Source organism: Aeromonas simiae (assembly GCF_014892695.1).
Taxonomy (GTDB): Bacteria; Pseudomonadota; Gammaproteobacteria; order Enterobacterales; family Aeromonadaceae; genus Aeromonas; species Aeromonas simiae.
In genome coordinates, this window is sequence record NZ_CP040449.1 from 1,741,782 (window position 1) to 1,759,044 (window position 17,263).

At 59.6% G+C, this 17,263-nt stretch carries 18 protein-coding genes; 11 read left to right on the top strand and 7 right to left on the bottom strand.

The features are described 5' to 3' along the window. Positions 1-54: 54 nt before the first annotated feature. The gene (locus FE240_RS08285; protein ID WP_193004120.1) at positions 55-249 is read right to left on the bottom strand and encodes a hypothetical protein; all 195 of its coding nucleotides are present in this window, start codon (positions 247-249) and stop codon (positions 55-57) included. A gap of 616 nt (positions 250-865) precedes the next feature. On the opposite strand from FE240_RS08285, the gene FE240_RS18930 reads away from it, so the two are divergent. The 9 genes from FE240_RS18930 to FE240_RS08330 all read left to right on the top strand — a co-directional run bounded on the left by FE240_RS18930 (position 866) and on the right by FE240_RS08330 (position 7,557). Next, positions 866-1,273 (top strand): hypothetical protein, encoded by a 408-nt coding sequence (locus FE240_RS18930; RefSeq protein WP_226799066.1) that lies wholly within the window; start codon positions 866-868, stop codon positions 1,271-1,273. Positions 1,274-1,947: 674 nt separating this feature from the next. Continuing rightward, a complete protein-coding gene (locus FE240_RS08295; protein WP_193004121.1) occupies positions 1,948-3,672 on the top strand; it encodes a phage/plasmid replication protein, II/X family in 1,725 nt (574 codons plus the stop codon). A gap of 52 nt (positions 3,673-3,724) precedes the next feature. Further along, a complete protein-coding gene (locus FE240_RS08300) occupies positions 3,725-4,072 on the top strand; it encodes a DNA-binding protein (protein WP_193004122.1) in 348 nt (115 codons plus the stop codon). Then, positions 4,072-4,359 carry a hypothetical protein gene (locus FE240_RS08305; protein WP_193004123.1) on the top strand — a complete coding sequence of 96 codons (288 nt, stop codon included), beginning with the start codon at positions 4,072-4,074 and terminating at the stop codon, positions 4,357-4,359. The genes FE240_RS08300 and FE240_RS08305 overlap by 1 nt, the downstream gene beginning before the upstream one ends. 141 nt (positions 4,360-4,500) lie before the next feature. Continuing rightward, positions 4,501-4,629: a major capsid protein gene (locus tag FE240_RS08310; protein ID WP_005333101.1), complete on the top strand. Its 129-nt coding sequence runs from the start codon at positions 4,501-4,503 to the stop codon at positions 4,627-4,629. A gap of 58 nt (positions 4,630-4,687) precedes the next feature. Next, positions 4,688-5,794, top strand: coding sequence for a hypothetical protein (locus FE240_RS08315; protein ID WP_193004124.1), 1,107 nt, complete (start codon positions 4,688-4,690; stop codon positions 5,792-5,794). A 38-nt stretch (positions 5,795-5,832) separates the two neighbouring features. Then, positions 5,833-6,060, top strand: a complete 228-nt coding sequence (locus FE240_RS08320; protein WP_193004125.1) for a DUF2523 family protein — start codon at positions 5,833-5,835, stop codon at positions 6,058-6,060. A 7-nt stretch (positions 6,061-6,067) separates the two neighbouring features. Then, positions 6,068-7,042, top strand: a complete 975-nt coding sequence (locus FE240_RS08325; protein WP_193004126.1) for a zonular occludens toxin domain-containing protein — start codon at positions 6,068-6,070, stop codon at positions 7,040-7,042. 221 nt (positions 7,043-7,263) lie between these two features. Continuing rightward, a complete protein-coding gene (locus tag FE240_RS08330) occupies positions 7,264-7,557 on the top strand; it encodes a hypothetical protein (RefSeq protein ID WP_193004127.1) in 294 nt (97 codons plus the stop codon). 28 nt (positions 7,558-7,585) lie between these two features. Here the strand turns inward: FE240_RS08330 and FE240_RS08335 are convergent, their stop codons facing one another. After that, a complete protein-coding gene (locus FE240_RS08335; protein ID WP_193004128.1) occupies positions 7,586-8,017 on the bottom strand; it encodes a hypothetical protein in 432 nt (143 codons plus the stop codon). Positions 8,018-8,237: 220 nt separating this feature from the next. On the opposite strand from FE240_RS08335, the gene FE240_RS08340 reads away from it, so the two are divergent. Together FE240_RS08340 and fabA are read left to right on the top strand one after the other, a co-directional pair. After that, positions 8,238-10,214, top strand: a complete 1,977-nt coding sequence (locus FE240_RS08340; RefSeq protein WP_193004129.1) for a Lon protease family protein — start codon at positions 8,238-8,240, stop codon at positions 10,212-10,214. A gap of 93 nt (positions 10,215-10,307) precedes the next feature. Beyond that, on the top strand, positions 10,308-10,850 hold the full coding sequence (gene fabA, locus FE240_RS08345; RefSeq protein WP_042045284.1) for a 3-hydroxyacyl-[acyl-carrier-protein] dehydratase FabA: 543 nt from the start codon (positions 10,308-10,310) through the stop codon (positions 10,848-10,850). A 52-nt stretch (positions 10,851-10,902) separates the two neighbouring features. Here the strand turns inward: fabA and rmf are convergent, their stop codons facing one another. The 5 genes from rmf to rlmKL all read right to left on the bottom strand — a co-directional run bounded on the left by rmf (position 10,903) and on the right by rlmKL (position 17,191). Further along, positions 10,903-11,079 (bottom strand): ribosome modulation factor, encoded by a 177-nt coding sequence (gene rmf, locus FE240_RS08350; protein WP_084214688.1) that lies wholly within the window; start codon positions 11,077-11,079, stop codon positions 10,903-10,905. 146 nt (positions 11,080-11,225) lie between these two features. Then, positions 11,226-12,932, bottom strand: coding sequence for a DUF3466 family protein (locus FE240_RS08355; protein ID WP_193004130.1), 1,707 nt, complete (start codon positions 12,930-12,932; stop codon positions 11,226-11,228). Positions 12,933-12,938: 6 nt separating this feature from the next. Further along, a complete protein-coding gene (uup, locus tag FE240_RS08360; protein ID WP_193004131.1) occupies positions 12,939-14,840 on the bottom strand; it encodes an ATP-binding cassette ATPase Uup in 1,902 nt (633 codons plus the stop codon). Between the two features lie 9 nt (positions 14,841-14,849). Next, positions 14,850-15,080: a glutaredoxin family protein gene (locus FE240_RS08365; protein WP_193004132.1), complete on the bottom strand. Its 231-nt coding sequence runs from the start codon at positions 15,078-15,080 to the stop codon at positions 14,850-14,852. Beyond that, complete coding sequence (gene rlmKL, locus FE240_RS08370; RefSeq protein ID WP_193004133.1) at positions 15,074-17,191, bottom strand: bifunctional 23S rRNA (guanine(2069)-N(7))-methyltransferase RlmK/23S rRNA (guanine(2445)-N(2))-methyltransferase RlmL; 2,118 nt, start codon at positions 17,189-17,191, stop codon at positions 15,074-15,076. Before rlmKL ends, FE240_RS08365 begins: the two co-directional genes overlap by 7 nt. Between the last annotated feature and the right edge of the window lie 72 nt (positions 17,192-17,263).

Sequence of the window (17,263 nt, forward strand, 5' to 3'; positions counted from 1 at the left end):
CTCTCACGCTGACAGCAGCCATCCAAAGTGAACTCTTGTCTCAACTTTGTGGTTTCAAAATATCGACGAAGGGAAGGGGATATATGACCGTTGATGGGTGTACCAAAATGCCCGCCAGTCGTGGATGACCGCCACCCGGTCGACCAACTGCCAGCGGCAGACCCACAACGGGGTGTCCCGATGAACCAGCACCAACGCACCGGCCAACGGGAACACGTCGAACCACAGCAACTGGTGGTCATCGGGCACAGGATATCCAACCGCTGCCAATCCCAAACCGGGGCGTTATTTCTCATCGGTGACGTCCGAATTCCAAACCGATCTCATCGGGGTCGACCTCGGCCAGCAACTCCGGTTGCACACCCGATTTCCAGTCGATCTCATAAGGGGGGCTCGAGTAGTTCATCAAGGGTCGGACTCTATCGTAAATGCCTCCAAATAGTAATACAGGGAGAATTCAATCCTCACATGCTCAACTTAGCCACGGGGCAGGGGGGTTATCTCTAAATTATTGAAAAAACCATCATCAGAAGCTTGGGTTTTGAGCAGCAACCCCAAGATCCGTAGGGAGCATATCGCTCATTTTAGGGGTATCGAATCCATGGCTATTTACAGAAACTATTACGTCAACAACACCGCTCAGCCAACCGGCGAACATGAAGTTCACCATGATGAGTGCGCTTATTTCTCCAGCATTAAAAGTAAGCAGCTCGTGGGAGCCTATTCCACATGCACTGAAGCGGTAGCCAAGGCTCGCCTGTTCTATACGAATGTAGACGGGTGTAAGTACTGCTCACCGGCCTGCCACAAGCGTTGATGCCGATAAATCCAGTTATCGGCATTAACAGAACATAGGGGGTTAACCATGGCTGAGACATGCGGTTATTGTGGGGCTCTTTTTACTGTCTCCTGTATCGGTGGCGGTATGGTTGGCGGAGCCTGTTTGGAGCCAATCAACTGCCCTCATTGTAAAGCGCTTATAGGGGAAGAACGAACTTCCGGTACTTTCATCGAGACTCTTGTGAAAGCACCAGACAGTGCGCTTGCTCAGTACTTGGGCATTACAGATGCCGAATGGAATGACATGGGCGCAGACCTCCATGCCAATACCGGTCATAGTGACGATACTATTTACTCTTACTGGTTCACGGTTCCAGAGGGAACGCCAGAGGATCTTTTAGAGAAGACAGGCTGGAAAGTTGGCCAAACAATCGGTGACATTCCTGTTTGGGCTGTAGAAGCTGAAGAGCCAAATATGGCTGCTTCTAACTAACAGACCAGCTTTATTGTGTTCAGGGGCCTCTGGCCCCTTTGTTCTACCTACATGCCTGACTGCGCATAATCTGTGTCCTTATGTTGAGGGTTTGTCCCCTGCGATAATGCGCAGCAGCAGGGGACCTCGACGAGCGCGGAACGTGGGCCGCGCCGCGACATCGTTCGAGCGACAGAGAGCCCGTAATATAAGGCGGGTTATGCGCAGTGCCCTGATTTTGCCGTCCGCACGGGTGGTCATCGGTACGACCACCCACGCCGGTCGGCCTGCCCAGCGGCAGAGAGCGCGACCCCGCAGGGGGCGGTTTTGTTGTTGTGTTTCGGGTCGGTCTGGGGGAGGGTGGTTGGGTCGGGTGGGAGTATTATAATCTCCCACCCAATTCTCACCGTGATAAATTCGATGTCATTTGAGGCTCTTCTTTTGGCCTGTTTTGGGGTCTGTTTTCACCTGTAAAAATCGGTTGTGTTCCGTCTGACCCTGTGGCAGCATGATCGAGTTCCGTGTTTTTATGCGGGGCGGTCTGCGGACAACTCGAGACACGTTCGTGTCTCATCCTTCGGGATAGAAGCCTTCGGGCAATGCACCCCTTCAGGGGTAATGAAAAAAACTGTTGTTGGTCCGGCCTTGGCGCCGAGGCCGGATTTTTTTTCACTGCATTGCTCTCGGACAGGCGTATGGACCCGGTATCACAGAAAACCCCTCTCAGTTCGACCATCGAAACGGCGCTGGCCGGGTTCGTGACGTTCAACGATTTCGTTGAGCTGCGATTCCCGTTTGTTTTCGACCCACGCTGCTGTGTGGGCGCCTCCGATGGGGTCGAGTTCGACGGCATCGTCAGCCTCTCCACCGAAAAAACGTTCGATGTCGACCTGAAAAAATTGGCCTCGTTGGTGCCTGACCTGCGCCTGTGTGCAGAGGTCACGTTCCAGCCCGACGGGTCGGTGATCACTGACGACCTGAAAACCCCATTCGAGTCTATCGAGTCGCATCTCGGCTCGATGGCGGTCAAAATTTATCCTCGTGGCAATTCTCGGCTGGGACTGGATCCCTATGTGTCCGCGAAAATTAATCCCTCCAAAATTTCCTACGGTTTCAACGCGTTCAGCGACATCCACACGCTCGGTCAGGCCCTCCCGGTTGCGATGTCCGCGTTTGTCCGTGGCTGCCCGGACCTCGCCGCCCTGGTCGATGTGGCTGGGTGTCAGGTCATGCGCGTCGACTCAACGTCCGGTGTGCACTGCGCCACCGTGGCCGACGTCAGCGCCCTGCTGAAACGCATTAGCCACGTGCAGATCGGGCACGTCCACGCCGCCGGGTCCATGGGTGCCTACGCCGAGCGTGAGCAGAAGATCCTCGCCAAATCCGGCGACACGGTGTACGTCAACCCGCGCTCCGAGCACCAGCGCGGGGCCGCCTACCCCAAAGGGCCCGAGGCCCGAGAGGAGGGAAAACGCCTGACTCAGGAACTCCGTCGCGACCCCGGTAACGCCGCTCTGGCAGCCCGGGTCGAGGCCCTGTCCGACCCCGATTATCAGGCCTACTGCGAAAAGCTGCTGCGCCTCGAGGCCAGAACGCTGCGCCGCGGGCTGGTCGGTCAGCTCGAACGCCTCGGTATCACCGACTGGGACGGCACCGCCGTCGATCTCATCCGCTGCGAGCGCCAGCTCGCTGATGCCGGAACCAGTTTTGTACACAGCCTCTGGGCACATGTTTGGCGCCCAGTCCTAACCGCACTCTGGGGAGACCCGTCCATGTCGCTCGCAAATGAGACTGAACTCGAGCAGAAAATCACCACCTATTACGAGGAAAATGCCGTTGGGCGTGCCCGCAGCATGGGCACGCGCCGCGCCCTGACACACCTGCGGGCGATCATCGATCGCGGCTGGACAGCCGCCAAACTGTCGCCTCCTGCCTCCCAGGCCACCTGGTACAGGACGATCGGCGAGCTCGTCGACGCCGGGATCTCGTTGGCAGACCTCCAGGCCTGTGACGGGACCGCTGAGAGCCGTCTCGCGGCTGGTGTTGTGGTGTCTCTCCGGTCGGTGCTCGAGGTGCAGGCAGTCAGCTCCGCGCCAGCGTGGTTCAAACCGGCCGATCTGTCCCGCTGGCTGGACGATCAGTATCTCCTGTCCGTACCGCACCGTCACCGCCGCGCCGTGGGCGACGGTCTGGTCGACTGCATCGGCTCCGACGATGGCCTCTGTGGTCCGGTCGATCAGCGCCCTGATACCGATGCCGAAATTTTTGCGTTTCTCGACCGATCGGCCGGTCACGGTCTGGGCTCCCACGCAGGGCGGTTCCCACCCGAGGTCGACTGGGACCTGATCGTGGTCCAGTCAGAGGTCGCCGATCTCCGCGTTCCCGCCGTACCCCGCCACCCGCAGCTACGGCTGGTATGAGGGGGTTTTATGTCACTGATTTCAGTAGCAGTTACCAAAAAGGACTGATCATATGAACGACAAAACCCAACCCCAACCCACTGTCGGAGCTTCCGGCCTCTACCTGGTCGGCGTGATCGCCGGGGTAAAAACCGATTCGTTCCGCAACGGCGAGCAGCAGATCATCCGGCACACCGCCGGGATCCGGATCACCACTGTCGATGCCTATGGCGGGGAGACATCCGAGCTCGTCGAGGTGCGGCTGCCGCAGGCCGCCGTCGATGCGGGCCTGCCGCGTCAGCTCGAGGGGCTGCGTGGCCAGGTGCTCTCCCTGCCGGTCTGGGTGCAGGCCTACACCGGACGGCGCGGGGCAGGGTACGCGCTGATGCTCGACTCAAAACAGCAGATTTTGGGGCTCTGATGGCCATCGTCACTGACAGCCTCGGTCTGGTCCTGCACGCGGTGCTGACCCACGTCGATCGCATCGAGCGCAGTGCCACTGATGCGGATCCCGCCGTCCTGCTGATCCTGGAGGCCGAGGCCGAGCTATTTGTGGTGCTCTGCCCTAGCCGGTTCGCTGGCTCCGCTCAGGAGCAGTATCTGCTGGGGCTCGTTGGCACTCTCGTGGCACTGCCGGTCGTCTCGACGCCAGCGGGGCTGATGCTGGCAGCGGGACGGCTGGCCACAACACCGATTTTGGGGAGCTGAAAATGGATCTGCTCCCCGATATTACCCCCGCGCAGGCGGTCGAACTGGTGCAGGCCATCGGCCTGCTCTGGGCCACCGCGTGGGTGCTGCGTCAACTGCGGAAAATCATCCGCTAAATCAACAATTTATGAGGAATTTTATATGGACCTGACCTCAATCACCACCGCAATTACCGGTGCCGTCACCCAGATCACGACCATCGGGCTGGCCTGTCTCAGCGTGTACGTGACAATCCGCACGTTCACCTGGGTCCGCGGGGCGTTTAAGTAACAAAAAACTGGGGGGCCGCGAGGCCCCCTCTTTATGTGGGGATGGTTATGGAGGGGGGATGGTGGATCTACGTGGGTGCTGTTTGCTGCGCACTGTGGCTGCTGTTTCGCTGATCGCGCTCACTGCACCGGTGCACGCGGACGTGGTTGAGCTGTTCCCAGGGGCCGGCACCGTTCGGGTGGCCAACGGCACCACTGGGCGGATCGTCGGTGTCACGAGCATCGACCGAACAGCCCGAACCGTCGGCGCGGTTATCGATGCTCGGGACCAATTCGGTAACGCCGTTCGCGTTAACCGCGTTCTACGGGTCGTGCCTGACGCGCTGGCCAGGTTCGGTCGCACCTGCCTGTCACCAGCGGGGGCTGCTCGCTGTGCGGCCGTCAGTGCCATCACCGCCGCAGCCGCCTATGCTGGGTACGACCTGATCAACGGGTGGCTGGAAAAACCGGCGGTGCCCGCCGGGGAGTGTCCGAGCGATTATGTTTTTTTGCCCCTGAACGGCGGTTCGGTAAAAACGTTTCCAGGCCTCCCGTGTGTTAAAAAGTACGCCTCGTATTGGGTGTTTCGCACTGCTGGGCCTGATCCAACGGTTGCCCAGTGGGCTGATCCAGATTCCACCCCGACCGTGCAGTCGAACGTTTTTTATACCACCTGGGGGGCGCCATCGACGCCACTGGGGCCGGTCGACATTTACGCGTACAGGCGGTCCTGGTTACAAAATGACGTTCGTTCCGAGCCCCTCACCGGTGGCGCGGTCAGCGACGCGGAATTTGCCGATCTGGTGCTGTCAGACCCGGCCGCGTTGCAGATCAGTCCAGGGCTCTATCCCGACGTTTTTGAGCCGGTCACTGTGGATGAGACTGCGCCAAATCCGGGGGAGGGGACCAACCCCAGTCCGGATCCGGAGGCGCAGGAGGATTTGATCACCATGAGCGATGTCCCCACAGAGACGATCGACGTGCGCCGTTTTTACGACTGGGGCAGCGGCTGGCTACCCCGCCAGTGCCCAGCGCCCACGGTTGTCCCGGTCATGGGGCAAAATTTTTCTATCGATTACGCGACCCTGTGTGGGCTGATCGAGAGCGCTGTCGCGCCCGTTCTGCGTCTGCTGGCGCTGTTTGGGTTCCTATCGATCGTGATCGTCGGCGTCGGGAGGTCTAGCTGATGTGGGCTGCATTTGGGACACTAGTGGCCGGAAATTTCGTGGCCAGAATTCTGCTCGCGCTGGGTGTTGCTGTCGTCTCCTATCAGGGACTCGACGCCATTCTGTCGCTGGCTACCTCGGAGATCCGGGCGTTGGTCACCGGTCTGCCTGCAACTGCGCTGGGGCTGCTGGGGCTGGCTCGCATTGATCTGTCCATCAACCTGATCCTGTCGGCCTATGCCGCCCGACTCGCCATGGCGGCGCTGACCACGATGCGTGTGAGGTAGTTAGCCTATGATCACCCTCATCACCGGCCGCCCAGGGAGCGGCAAAACGCTGTTGGCGGTTGAGATGATCCGCGACAATGCCAATGCAGAACGGATCAGGCCCCTGTTTTGCAACATCGACGGGTTGAATTTTGACCGGTTGCGGTGTTTCCCACTGGAGGACCCGACCGCATGGCCACAGCTGCCGTCCGGGGCCATCGTAGTGATAGACGAATGCCAAAAGATCATGCCGCCTCGTCCCAGTGGTGCGAAGGTTCCACCTCATGTTGATTTTTTGAACGAACATCGTCACGCAGGGATCGACCTGATCCTGATGACTCCAGACCCCAAACTGATCGATGTGTTGGCTCGTAAAACCGTCGGGCGGCACCTGCACGCCTACCGGCCATTCGGCATGGAGCACCGGAAGATCTTCGAGTGGAACTCATGTAACGAGGATCCGGAACCATCCCAGGGAGAGAAAAACGCACTGATCACCAAAAAACCGTTCGATAAGAGCCTGTATGAGTTGTACACCTCCGCCGAGGTGCATACCCACAAATCCCGACCACCACTGAAAAAATTTGCACTGCTCATTGGGTCGCTGCTGACAGCGATTTTGCTGTTTACCTGGTCGTTCTGGTCCATCTGGCAGCAGGGGCAGGGCGATGCCCCGTCAGAGCAGACCGCCACCGTCACCACCGCCGAGCAGGGAGCAGTGTCCGCCGCCGTCTCCAGTGCCGAGCCCAGCCTGCCGCCGCCGATCCCGGAGGCATTTTTCCGCTCCCGGGTAGCGGTGAACGGTCATCCCGAATACCGCGTCGAACTGGGGGAGGGCGGGGGATATGCGAGTCTGGGCACGTTCCCCGCGTATCGCGTCGAGGGCGCCAACGTGCTGCTACTGGCTCACGCTGGAGATGATGTGGCCCAGTGGGTGATACGTGATGCTGATCTGGTAGGGTATCTGCAACAGGACGCAGACGCGCTGATGGCGAACAGGTAGGCGCCGCAGGCGCAGGGCCGTGCGACTGGGCGACGACCGCTGGCGGGCGGCGGACAGGCGGATGGCCGGTCATCAATATAATTACGGTAACAGTTACCAATAATGATGCCGATAACCCCATTTATCGGCATCATTTACGTGACTTTTGACCTTCAACATCTGCTTTTTGACCTTCAACATCCCCATTTTGACCTTCAACATGTCTCACACCAGAGGAGCGAATGATGGGCGAAAAATTACCGTTTCGGGTCGCAACCCGCGAGGAACTGCTGGCCCGAGGCTATGTCCTCAGTCTGGCCGAGCTGAACCTGCCGGCATCGCCAGAACTGGACCAGATCATCAGCGTCCTGCAAGCGCAGCGCGGTCCTGTGGCGATGGCGATCTGGTTCCAGTCAGCGAATGGCTGGCTAGGCAGCGCCCGGCCTGTGGATGTGGTGCGGCGCATCAGTCCAGGGGAAATGTCCGACGTTCTACATGCCGCACGCCGCGAGGTCGCGCGCATAGAACACGGCTAACCGAGCCATCCAACCCGGTGAGCCGTTTTTAGGGCTGGCCGATGGCACCAGCGTTCACCGACAAACCCCGGGCGCGGGCCTCCCGCAGGCAGCGCTGCCAAAAGTGCCTGCCACTGGGCGCGGCCCATTGCACCTGGTAACGACTGGATAGCCAACAAATCGCCTCCAGCGGCAGATGGGCAAAATCCTGTTGATGGGTGTACCAAAACGCCCGCCAGTCGTTGATAACTGCCACACGGTCGACCACCTGCCAGCGGCAGACCCACAACGGGGTGTCCCGATGAACCAGCGCCAACGCACCGGCCAACGGGAACACGTCGAACCACAGCAACTGGTGGTCATCGGGCACACTGATGTCTAGCCGCCGAAAGCGATGGCGCCGCAGTTGTGCCAACAGGTCGACACCGGCGGTTAACGCATCCAGCGAGAGTCGATCCTGTGGGCGACGGCTGTGTTTCATCGAGAAAACCTCCAAAACGTACAAACCTATCACTGCGCATAATATATATTATGTTAAATGAGGTGTGATTTTTCCCAAGACAATGAGTCTCCATGTCTTAGTGCTGGTACTTCTGCTCGATTTTCCACGCAGTATCGCCCCCTCTTGCTTGCAGACATTATCCATCAAGGTGAACGGTGTATAATGGCTGCATCTCCCGCCATCGAATGGATAAGAATAAGTGGCTGAATTAACGCTAGAAGAACTCAAGCCTGCCTTCTCACCAGAACAATTTTGCTCGCTTTCACAGTGTGAACCGCTCTCTTTTGCTGACTTGCAGCCCAGAGCCATCTCTGGCATCCATCGCCTGGCGAACTTCAGCGGCGATAGCCCCGTCATGCTACTCAACGGCTTCCCTGGCGTCGATTACGAAGAAGCCTGCCGGCAACTGATTGAAGATGCCAAAGGTCAGGATGCCGATCTGTTTGACCTCTGCTTCACCGAAAATCTCAACAATCCGTTCAAGCCCATCTGGCTGCAACTACAGCCTGGCTCTGGATTCGAGTTCTGTGACATGGTGGCCGAGCTGCTGAAACTGGCCAACCATCATCTGGATGCAGAGCGTCTCGTCACCCGCATCATGCGCAAGCAAAATGATGATCCCAAGATTGGCGACTTCCTCTCTGACTTAACGGCCCACGTCGCGCTGGGGCTGCAATTTCAGCATCCGGTGCTGATCAACCTGCTCATCCACCATGAAGACAAACAGGCGCCGGTTATCTTCGGTCGAGATCTCAACTGGGACACCCTGTTTGGCTCCATCAACTACCAGACTGAGCAAGGGTCGGTGTATGCCAATCATCACCTGCTCGAGCCCGGTTTGGTGCGTGAGGCCAACGGTGGCTACCTCATCTTGCCCTTAGATGAGTTGCTCGATCAGCCCCACCTCTGGTTCAAGCTCAAAAATGCCATGCAAACCGGCCTGCTGGACTGGAACGCCTATCAAGAAGGGAAAACCCTCACCCCCTTCTTCTCACCAGAGCCGACGCCGGTTCGGCTCAAGTTGATCCTGGTGGGCGATCGCCTCGATGTGGCCGAATTCCAAATCCTGGATCGCGACATGAGCGAGCGGATTTTCCTGCGGGCCGAACTGGTTTCTGAGGTCAATGTGGCCGAGCAACTGGAGGACTTCACCCGCTACCTCGCGGGCTTGATGAATCGCTGGGAGTTGCTCGATTTTAACGCCGCAGCGGTCGCGGCGCTCTGTCGTCACGCCTCCCGCCTGTGTGACCACCAGGAGTGGCTCTCGCTGGCCGAGGTGCAGCTCAGTGCCCTGATGCGCCTTGCCGACAGCGTGGCGCGTGATGCCAATGCCGACATCATCACCGCCGAACATATCCATGAAGCGTTGAATGAGCAGGATTTTCGCCTCAACTACCTGGTCGAGCAGTCAGATCTCGGTGTCATCGATGGTCAGATCCTGCTGCAAAGCGATGGTGAAGAGATTGGTCAGATCAACGGCCTTTCGGTGATCCAGGTGGCCGGCCACCCCTATGACTTCGGTGAGCCGGTACGACTGACCGCCACCGTGCATCTGGGAGACGGTGATGTGGCCGACATCGAGCGCAAAGCCGAGCTTGCAGGCCATATCCATGCCAAGGCGATGATGATCATTCACGGTTATCTCTCCAATAAATTTGGCGCCGAAAACCCCTCGCCGCTCTCGGCCAATCTGGTATTCGAGCAGTCTTATCATGAGATTGACGGTGACAGCGCCTCCCTGACCGGCCTGTGTGCCCTGCTCTCTGCCCTCGCCCGCCAACCCATCTATCAGCATTTTGCGGTCACCGGCGCGGTCGATCAGTTCGGCAATGTGCAGCCGGTGGGCGGCGTCAACGAGAAGATCGAGGGCTTTTTCCGAGTCTGCAAGATCCATGGTCTGACCGGGAAACAAGGGATCATCCTGCCCGCCACCAACCGCCTGCAACTCAATTTATCCGACGAGGTGCTGGAGGCCGTGCAGCAGGGGTTGTTCCATATCCATCCGGTCAGCCATGTGGAAGAAGCGATCGAGCTGCTGACCGGTTGCGTGGCCGGTGAGCCGGATATCGAAGACACCCTGTTTGGGCGGATCCAGGCCCGTCTTGACGAACTCAATGGCACATTGCCTAAGCGCGGAGTGCTTCGCACCCTGCTGGGAAGGATTTTCAGCCTGTAAATGAGTGATCGGAGTTGTCTAGCGAACAACTGTACGCTAGATTGGCCCGGCATTGAGTTATCCAACGAGAAGGATTGATCCGTGACCGAAAACATGACCGCTCCCCGCCCCTCCCTCTGTGAGCAAGGCAAGCAGAGCTTTACCCGCGACGAACTGCTCGCGTGCAGCCGCGGCGAGCTGTTTGGTGAGGGTAACAGCCAGCTTCCCGCCCCCAACATGCTGATGATGGATCGCATCGTGACCATCACAGATGACGGCGGTGAGCATGGCAAAGGAGAGATCCTGGCCGAGTTGGACATTACCCCCGACCTCTGGTTTTTTGACTGCCACTTCCCTGGCGATCCGGTGATGCCGGGCTGCCTGGGGTTGGATGCCATGTGGCAGCTGGTTGGCTTCTTCTTGGGTTGGAAAGGTGGCCCCGGCAAGGGCCGAGCTCTGGGGGTTGGTGAAGTGAAGTTCACCGGGCAGATCCTGCCGACCGCCAAGAAGGTCACTTACAAGATCACCATGAAGCGGGTCATCAACCGTAAGCTGGTGATGGGCATTGCCGATGGCGTGGTCGAAGTGGATGGTCGTCCCATTTACTCCGCAACCGACCTGAAGGTGGGCCTGTTCAAGGACACCAGCAGCTTCTAAGCTCGAGTGCAATGATCAAGGGGCCCGCTGGGCCCCTTGTCGTTGTAATGGGTTACTTCATGAAGAGGCCTGAGCCCCGCCCTTCCATGGCGTCGCGCCATCCTCCCAGCCACTGGCCTCTCGCATCGAGGCATTGATACGGACACGACTCCCTGTTTTTGCCGGTAACCCCGGCTTGATACCCACGAGCTCGAGCTCTATCCAGACGGTCTCGTTTCTGTCTCTTCATCCTGTTGACCCTCTCATCGTGGAAAAAAAAGTCGACCGTTTTTTAATCGGTCGACTTCCATCATTATCCCAATCATCTGACAGGGTCAAATCCATTCTTCCCCATCATGGGTCTTGATGACGCAAGATGTTGAAGTGGATTAAGTTTTAGTGACGACGATGCCACCATGCAAAAGGCGCAGCCAGCAGCGTCAGCCAGAACAGGCTGCCACCACCACCGCCACTCTCACTCTCTTCCGCTGCGGTCTGCACGACAGGCGGGTTCGAGACCACGTATTTGCTGTCGATGCTGGTGAAATCGGCGACCGCCGGGCTCATCTTGATGCTCACCACAACACCGTTCTGCTTCTTGTTGAGATCGGTCTCGTTGTCGTAGCGATAAGCGGTGGCGGCGATACTGCCGTCAGCGCTGATCCCGTTGGCATAGGTGATGTGGTAGTACTTGCCACTGCTTTGTACGGCGCAGTTCTTACTGCCACTGTCGCTCTTGCCACAGATGAGATCGTTGAGGTACCAGGCGCTGCCGCTGGCGGCATTGTAGAGGAAGGCCTCTTGCAGACGGTTGGTGCCGCTCACCACAGGGCTGGTGTAGTTGCGGGCATCACGCCAGCCGACCACCATGCTGTGATCGTTGATGGCGGCCGCCTGGGAGTTAGCCCCCTCGGCCGGCGCATTCTCAAACGGAATGACCGCATTGCCGCTCTGGCCGATCTTGTAGACGAACATTTCGGTCGGGCGGTTGCGGTTCTTGTTGGTGGTATAGAGCTGGTTGCCCACCACGTAGCCGGCGCTGTTGACCCCGATGGCCCAGGAGTGGCGCATCTTCTTGTCACCCCGACCCGGCTCACCCAGCGCCAACGGCACCTTGCTCAGCGAGCCAAAGCTCAGGGTGTTGCCACTGAGCGTCAGATCCCAGTACACCGCGACGTTACGTCCGGAAAGCGTGCTAGAGCCCGCCTCACCGGTCGAAGAGTAACCGACGCCATAGAGCTTGCCGTTGTACTCGGCCAGGCCAGTGGCTGCCGCGGTCTCCAGCACGCTGTTATCGGCGCGGTAGTAGCTCGGGGCCACGGTCAGCTGCGGATTGTCACCCGAGCTGTCGAGTACCCAGAAAGCAGCCTGGGTATCAAAGCCAGGGCAGTAGGTGAAATGGCCGCTCTTGTCGCTGTTACCGCCGTAGCAGTTCTTAAACGAGCTGTCGGAGCCTGCGGTCACGGCCACGGTACCGGCCACGATGTAGCGGTCATCCAGCTTGGTCATGCTGTTGGGCAGCGAGAGGCTGTTGACGGCGCTGCCGCTGTCATTGGTCAGGGTGAACTTGGCGTTCAGATCGACCTGATTGCCGGCAACGCTGGCAAAGGCGGTGCGCACATGATAGTAACCATCGCTCTTATAAGGAGCCGTTGCCATCTTGTAACCGACGTAGTCATCGGACGTGTCGCCGAGCGCCGTCACGATGCCATCGTTCTCATCGCCGCTGAAAGCGCCCGTATTTTCGCGCTGACTGCCACCGTTGAGGTTGTCAATGCGCCACTGGTAAGTGCGGTGCACCTGATCGTCCCAGTAGCTGTTACAGACCGAGCTGGCCAGCAGGCAGCCCGGCTCGAAGTTGAAGCGATCGACCAGGAAATTGGCGAACGGTGCACGGGAGAAGTAAGAGCCGGCATCGTTGTCGGTGTGCAGGGTCAACAGGGCATCACCCTGCTTGCTGATCCCAATCGCCCACGGCCCTTCGTAGCCTTTGCTTGCGCTCCCTGCACTATCTTCCGTGATGGTAAAGAAAGGATCCTGAGCAGCCTGAGCCTGCAGGGATGCCCCAATGAGCAAGGCCAGCAGCGTAAATTGCTTGTTCATTCGTTATCAATCCTGTTGTTTTAGTGCTTCCAGCTCCTCCCAACGGGAGAATGCTTGGTCCAATGCAACCTCGGCCGCACTGAGCGCATCCAGCTTGGACTGGGTCTGCTCGGTGGACAAGGTGAAGAATCCGGGTTGGTTGATCTCCTCCTGCAGTGCAGCAATCTCCTGCTCGAGTTGTTCGAGTCTGGCCGGTAGATTATCCAGCTCCAGCTGCAACTTGTAAGAAAGTTTACGATTTTTTTTCGCCGGCTCAGAGGGGGCTGCGACAGGCTCTGCCCGTTTGGCCATGGCCTCAGGAGCCGGCGCCTGCTGGGCACGCGTGGCCATCATATCGGCGTAGCCACCCACATAGTCGTTGATCCGGCCATCCCCTTCAAAGAGCCAGCAACCGGTCACCGTATTGTCGATAAAGCGGCGATCGTGGCTGACCAGCAGCAGGGTGCCCGGGTAATCGGCCAGCAGCTCTTCGAGCAGCTCGAGCGTTTCGACATCGAGATCGTTAGTCGGTTCATCGAGGATCAGCAGGTTACTGGGCTTTAAGAACAGCTTGGCCAGCAGCAGGCGGTTCTTCTCCCCCCCTGACAGCGCCCGTACCGGCGTGCGCGAACGCTTGGGCTCAAACAGAAAGTCCTGCAAATAGCCGAGGATGTGGCGGGTTCGGCCACCCACTGTCACCTCCTGCTTCCCCTCCCCCACGTTTTCCATCACGGTCTGATCCGGATCGAGTTGTTCGCGGTACTGGTCGAAATAGGCCACCTCAAGGTTGGTGCCACGGCGCACCGAGCCGGCGTCCGGCTCGATGTCACCGAGCAGCAACTTGATGAGGGTCGACTTGCCACAGCCGTTGGGACCGACCAGGGCAATCTTGTCACCACGCTGCACCAGCAGCTCGAGGTTGCTAAAGAGGGTCTTCTCGTCAAAGGCGAGGTTGACCCCTTCGGCTTCGAACACCAGCTTGCCGGAGCGGTTCGCCTCTTCCATCTTGAGGCGGGCCTTGCCTTGCAGCTCGCGCCGTTCGCGGCGCTCCATGCGCATCGCCTTGAGGGCGCGCACCCGCCCCTCGTTACGGGTGCGGCGGGCCTTGATCCCCTGACGCACCCACACCTCTTCTTGGGCCAGCTTGCGGTCAAACTCGGCGTTTTGCAGCTCTTCAACCCGCAGCGCCTCTTCCTTGCCGGTCAGGTACTGATCGTAATCCCCCGGCCAAGAGGTGATGTGGCCACGGTCGAGATCGATGATCCGGGTCGACAGGCGATGGATGAACTCCCGATCGTGGGAAATGAAGACGATGGCGCCGCGAAAATCCTTGAGGAAGTTCTCAAGCCATTGAATGGCGTCGATATCCAGGTGGTTAGTCGGCTCATCGAGCAGCAGCAGATCAGGATCCCCGGCCAGGGCTCGGGCCAGCGCCACCTTACGCAGCCAGCCGCCGGAGAGGCTGGAGAGGCGCGCATCGGGGTTGAGATCGAGCAGCTGCAACACCTGATTGATGCGGGTCTCAAACTGCCAGCCCTGGCAGTGATCGAGCTGCTCTTGCAGCCGGCTCATGGTACGGATGTGCTGATCGCTGGGGTCTTTGGCCACCAACAAGGAGGCGTGGTGGTAGTCCTTGAGCAGCTGGCCCACCTCGGCGAGCCCTTCGGCGGCGTAGTCGAACACGCTGTGCTCGCTGGAGGCCGGCGGGTCCTGCTCAAGACGGGCGATTTTCAAATCCTGCTGGATGATGAGGCGACCATCGTCGAGGGCCATCTCACCGGCCAGGATCTTCATCAGGGTGGACTTGCCCGCCCCGTTGCGGCCCACCAGACAGAGGCGCTCGCCACGCTCGATTTGCAGATCGGCGTGATCGAGCAAGGGGGCATCGCTAAACGAAAGGCAGGCGCCGTGCAGGGTCAACAGAGCCATCGTGATTCCTTAAGGGAGTAAAGCGGTAAAGCGGCGCAGCGCCGCCAGATCGAACGGCCAGCCAAGTTCGCGCCCGGCCTCGTCACGCAGCACCGGAATGCGCACCCGGTAAGCCGCCAGCCATGCCGGATCATCGATGATGTCGCGCCGGCAGGTGCGCTCGGTGAGCCCTGCCGTCTCCAGCAGGGCCCAAGCCTCCTCACAGAGGTGGCAACCGTCGGTGTGAAACAGGGTCAGCATGCATCCTTCGCGTGATGGATGAGCCAGCAGTTATGGATCTGCGGGTTACGCTCAAAATCCTTGGGCAGGGTCTGCTTGCTGATGTTCTGCACCTTGAGCCCCAACTCGGCGACCCCCTCCATGTCCATCTTGAAGTGGCGCTTGTTGTTGGAAAAGACCAAGGTCCCCTCCGGCGCCAGCAGACGCTTGAGGTGACCAAGCAGGATCAGGTGATCGCGCTGCACGTCGAAGGTCGACTCCATCCGCTTGGAGTTGGAGAAGGTGGGCGGGTCGATGAAGATGAGATCGTACTGCCCCTGCGCCTCGCTCAGCCATTGCAGGCAATCTTCTTGCACAAACTGGTGCTGACGGCCGGTCAGGCCGTTGAGACGCATGTTGTCCTGTGCCCAGTTGAGGTAGGTGCGCGACATGTCGACCGTGGTGCTCTCGCGCGCGCCGCCCAGCGCCGCGTGCACGGTGGCACTGCCGGTATAGGCAAACAGGTTGAGGAAGCGAGCCCCCTTGGCCATCTCGCCGAGCTTGCGGCGGGTGGTGCGGTGATCGAGGAACAAGCCGGTATCGAGGTAGTCGTGCAGGTTGACCCAGAGCTTGGCACCGTACTCGCTCACCTCGAAGCGCTGCTTCTCTTCGGCCAGCTTTTGGTACTGCTGCTTGCCTTCCTGACGCTCGCGCACCTTGAGCACCACCTTCTCCCCGTCCACGCCGGTGACGGTGATGGCGGCCTGCACCATGTCGAGCAGGCGCTGGCGGGTCTTCTGGGCCGGGATGTCCTTGGGCGCCGCATACTCCTGCACCACCAGCCAGTCGCGATAGCGATCGATAGCGGCGTTGTATTCGGGCAGGTCGGCGTCATAGAGGCGATAGCACTCGATCCCCTCTTTTTGGGCCCACTTCTCCAGCCCCTTGAGGTTTTTCTTCAAGCGGTTGGCAAAATCCTCTGCCACCTGCTTATTGGAGGCAACCGAGTCGAGGGCGATCTGATAATTGCGCAGTTGGCACTCGATGCCGCCGTTAAATAGGCGGTACTGCTTGTCGGCGCGCAGGCGCAGGCAGCTAAGCAGCTCAGGCGAGGCGGAGAGGATCGAGGCCTTCCACCCTTGGAACTCGCGGCGCAAGGCATCGCCGAGGGCCTGGTGCACCTCGATGAGGGCCGGGAACTCGCCCAAGCGCTCACCATAGGGCGGGTTACAGATGAGCATGCCCACCTCTTCGCTGCCCTTGAGCGGGTTGGAGAGCTGCACCGCATCGCCCACGGCGAACTGGATGAGGTGCCCCACCCCGGCCGCCTTGGCGTTAGCGCGCGCCTTGGCCAGCACCCGCTCGTCGCTGTCGCGGCCCATGATCTTGCCACCGACACGGCCAAGACCACGCTTGGCGCGCACCTGGGCTTCCATCATCAGGCTCTGCCACAGCTCGGGATCGTGGCCGAGCCACTTCTCAAAGCCCCAGCGCGGACGATTGAGGCCAGGCGCCACGTCAGCGGCCATGAAGGCCGCCTCGATCAGCAAGGTTCCCGAGCCACACATGGGGTCGAGCAGGGCCTCGCCGGCCCAGCCGCTGCGCAGCAGCATGGCAGCGGCCAGGTTCTCCTTGAGCGGAGCCTCGCCGGTACCCTGACGGTAGGCGCGCTGGTGCAGCGCCGAGCCCGACAAGTCCAGGGTGATGTTCACCTTGCCCTTGCCGAGGTGGCCGAGGATGCGGATGTCTGGTTGCTTCTTGTCGACATCGGGACGCGCACTGCTGCGCTTTTGGAAACGGTCGACGATGGCATCCTTGACCTTGAGCGCGCCGTACTGGGTGTTACGAATGGTGGCGCTGGTGCCGGTAAAATCCACGGCAATAGACGCGCTGGCCGGGAAGTGCTGCTCCCACGGCAGGGTGTGAACGCCCAGATAGAGATCGAGGTCGTCTTCAACCGAGAACTCGGCCAACACCAGTACGATACGGGAAGCAAGGCGGCTCCACAGACAGGCCTTGTAGGCCTGCTCGAGCTCGCCCTTGAAGTGAACACCGGCGACGGTTTCGCGAACCTCGCTCGCGCCAAGCCCACTGAGCTCATCGGCGAGCAGGCCCTCCAGCCCCTTGGGGCAGGTTGCAAAGAATTGTTTCATCACACTCACGGGGATGCCATAAAAAGGCCGGTATTATAACGCAAAGCGGGCGCAGATGCTGCGCCCACGCAA

What these genes read in the sequence shown, in the direction of transcription:
- FE240_RS08365 (WP_193004132.1), bottom strand. Translation starts at nt 15,080, where the DNA reads ATGCTGACCCTGTTTCACACCGACGGTTGCCACCTCTGTGAGGAGGCT.
- rlmKL (WP_193004133.1), bottom strand. Translation starts at nt 17,191, where the DNA reads ATGAAACAATTCTTTGCAACCTGCCCCAAGGGGCTGGAGGGCCTGCTC.
- FE240_RS08300 (WP_193004122.1), top strand. Translation starts at nt 3,725, where the DNA reads ATGAACGACAAAACCCAACCCCAACCCACTGTCGGAGCTTCCGGCCTC.
- FE240_RS08305 (WP_193004123.1), top strand. Translation starts at nt 4,072, where the DNA reads ATGGCCATCGTCACTGACAGCCTCGGTCTGGTCCTGCACGCGGTGCTG.
- FE240_RS08355 (WP_193004130.1), bottom strand. Translation starts at nt 12,932, where the DNA reads ATGAACAAGCAATTTACGCTGCTGGCCTTGCTCATTGGGGCATCCCTG.
- uup (WP_193004131.1), bottom strand. Translation starts at nt 14,840, where the DNA reads ATGGCTCTGTTGACCCTGCACGGCGCCTGCCTTTCGTTTAGCGATGCC.
- FE240_RS08310 (WP_005333101.1), top strand. Translation starts at nt 4,501, where the DNA reads ATGGACCTGACCTCAATCACCACCGCAATTACCGGTGCCGTCACCCAG.
- fabA (WP_042045284.1), top strand. Translation starts at nt 10,308, where the DNA reads ATGACCGCTCCCCGCCCCTCCCTCTGTGAGCAAGGCAAGCAGAGCTTT.
- FE240_RS08295 (WP_193004121.1), top strand. Translation starts at nt 1,948, where the DNA reads ATGGACCCGGTATCACAGAAAACCCCTCTCAGTTCGACCATCGAAACG.
- FE240_RS08335 (WP_193004128.1), bottom strand. Translation starts at nt 8,017, where the DNA reads ATGAAACACAGCCGTCGCCCACAGGATCGACTCTCGCTGGATGCGTTA.
- rmf (WP_084214688.1), bottom strand. Translation starts at nt 11,079, where the DNA reads ATGAAGAGACAGAAACGAGACCGTCTGGATAGAGCTCGAGCTCGTGGG.
- FE240_RS08325 (WP_193004126.1), top strand. Translation starts at nt 6,068, where the DNA reads ATGATCACCCTCATCACCGGCCGCCCAGGGAGCGGCAAAACGCTGTTG.
- FE240_RS08315 (WP_193004124.1), top strand. Translation starts at nt 4,688, where the DNA reads ATGGTGGATCTACGTGGGTGCTGTTTGCTGCGCACTGTGGCTGCTGTT.
- FE240_RS18930 (WP_226799066.1), top strand. Translation starts at nt 866, where the DNA reads ATGGCTGAGACATGCGGTTATTGTGGGGCTCTTTTTACTGTCTCCTGT.
- FE240_RS08330 (WP_193004127.1), top strand. Translation starts at nt 7,264, where the DNA reads ATGATGGGCGAAAAATTACCGTTTCGGGTCGCAACCCGCGAGGAACTG.